The sequence below is a fragment of the Borrelia crocidurae genome (assembly GCF_000825665.2).
Classification (GTDB): domain Bacteria; phylum Spirochaetota; class Spirochaetia; order Borreliales; family Borreliaceae; genus Borrelia; species Borrelia duttonii.
This window is the reverse complement of record NZ_LN609267.1, coordinates 420721-422641: the sequence shown is the minus strand read 5'-3', so window position 1 is coordinate 422641 and position 1921 is coordinate 420721. Positions and strand designations below refer to the sequence as shown.

At 26.9% G+C, this 1921-nt stretch carries 2 protein-coding genes; both read right to left on the bottom strand.

Translation table 11 applies throughout. The features are described 5' to 3' along the window. Positions 1-76: 76 nt before the first annotated feature. A complete protein-coding gene (locus tag BN1173_RS02040) occupies positions 77-850 on the bottom strand; it encodes a DUF3996 domain-containing protein (protein WP_052456019.1) in 774 nt (257 codons plus the stop codon). Between the two features lie 23 nt (positions 851-873). Beyond that, on the bottom strand, positions 874-1497 hold the full coding sequence (locus BN1173_RS02035; RefSeq protein WP_014696266.1) for a BAPKO_0422 family outer member beta-barrel protein: 624 nt from the start codon (positions 1495-1497) through the stop codon (positions 874-876). Positions 1498-1921 lie beyond the last annotated feature (424 nt).

The window sequence follows — 1921 nt, the reverse complement described above, 5'->3', positions numbered from 1 at the left end:
GTACAAATTCACACAAAAAATTGAATTTTCTTTTTCTTTAAAACATTTTAATAAAACCAAAAATAATTAAATTTAATCATCTCATGCCTTCATATACTATTTTTGGTTCTGTTAAAAATATTGTTGGACCAAGTGTTGGGTAAATTTTAAATCCTAATGATAAATTTTTGATGATTTTATATTCTATTGATAAGGGTAGTCTAGTTACTATTGCTATTCTGTCATAAGGGGATGGTTTTTTAGAACTAGGAGAAGTTAAATTTGCTTGAGACCAATCTACTCCAATTCCAAATCCACCTCCTATTATTAGAGATTTTCCTATTAGTTGTCTGAAAATTAAATCAATGGCAATTAAATTATAGGGTTTAAAGTTTATTGTATTGAAATATAGAAAGCTACCATATCCAAAATCTATGTCTACGTATGGCACTGAGATTAATAGGTTTATAAGAGGACTTCCAGTGCCTGTTCCTGCTGCAAATGAGTAAGCATTTTTATATTTTTTATTATTGTTTGCAGTATTATTTGGTTTAGGTTTTTCAGGTTCTATTTCAGGTTCTATTTCAGGTTCTATTTCAGGTTTTTCAGGTTCTATTTCAGGTTCTATTTCAGGTTCTATTTCAGGTTCTATTTCAGGTTTTTCAGGTTTTTCAGGTTCTATTTCAGGTTCTATTTCAGGTTCTATTTCAGGTTTTTCAGGGACAATAGGTTTGTCATTTGTAGTGCATATAGTTCCATCCTTTTTTTGTTTACATTCTATAAAATACATACTATCATATTGCGAAAAGGCAAGATTGTATAAGTTTAATATTAACAATAATGTAAGTATTTTTTTGGTGTTTTGTCCCATTAATGTTCCTTTGTATAGTTGTTTTATATGTATATTTTTATGAATCCAAAACCAAAAAATCCAAATCTTATTCCTTCCATTGATGTGGGATTAAATATCATTGTGGCACCAATTGTTGTGATAGCTTTAAAACCTATGAAAACATTTTTTAAAAAACCATATTCCAATATAATGGGAAGTCTAATTGTAAAGCCCAATCTATTATTGGATGAAGTTAATGAAAACTCGTCTTGTTTATTTTGTTCATTATTATTTTGTTGTGTTACATTGGAGGCATCTTGTTCATTTGGTTTTACTTGAGATAGGTCAATGCCTATGCCAAGTCCACCAGAGAGTGTTGTATTGTGATAGACTTCTTCTTTAAATACAATATCAGTACCAAGGACAATATAAGGTATAAAATTGTTAGGATGCAGTCCATTAAAGCCCCCATATCCAAAATCTACATCTACATAAGGAAAATTGATTATGATATTGGTTATAGGATTTCCAATACCAAATCCTATGCCAAATATATTAGATGGATAGGAACTTTTTTGAGAATGCTGTTTGTTTAATACTTTATTTAGAGCTTCTGGATCAATGGTTGTTGCAATAGATGAACTTATGGTTAAAAAAATCATAAGTATTGTTAATTGTGTTTTCATGAATTTTCCTCCAACTTGTGTTTGATTAGATTTGTATGATTTTTAAAATTATATTTCATAAAATATAAGATGTTTATGTTTTCGTTTATAGTCGACATTATTATGATTTTATATATTGGGTACATTTTTAATATTAAAATTTTTTCCATATCAGCATTTTTTTGATGATTGTAAATTATGAAAATCAGATTCATTTTTGTGTATATTGCTAAGTGATATCAGATTTTTATTAAGTTTTAAAATGTAATATCTGAATAAGTTGAGATTATAAATAACATTTGATTTGCATTTATCAAAATTATTAGATGTAACATTATTTATGTTATAATCTTATTTATTTTTTATCGTCAGTTTTCTTCAAATTTATAGTTCAATTTGTAAACATTTTACTACATATTTTTTTTAGACATCTATTGTAATATAC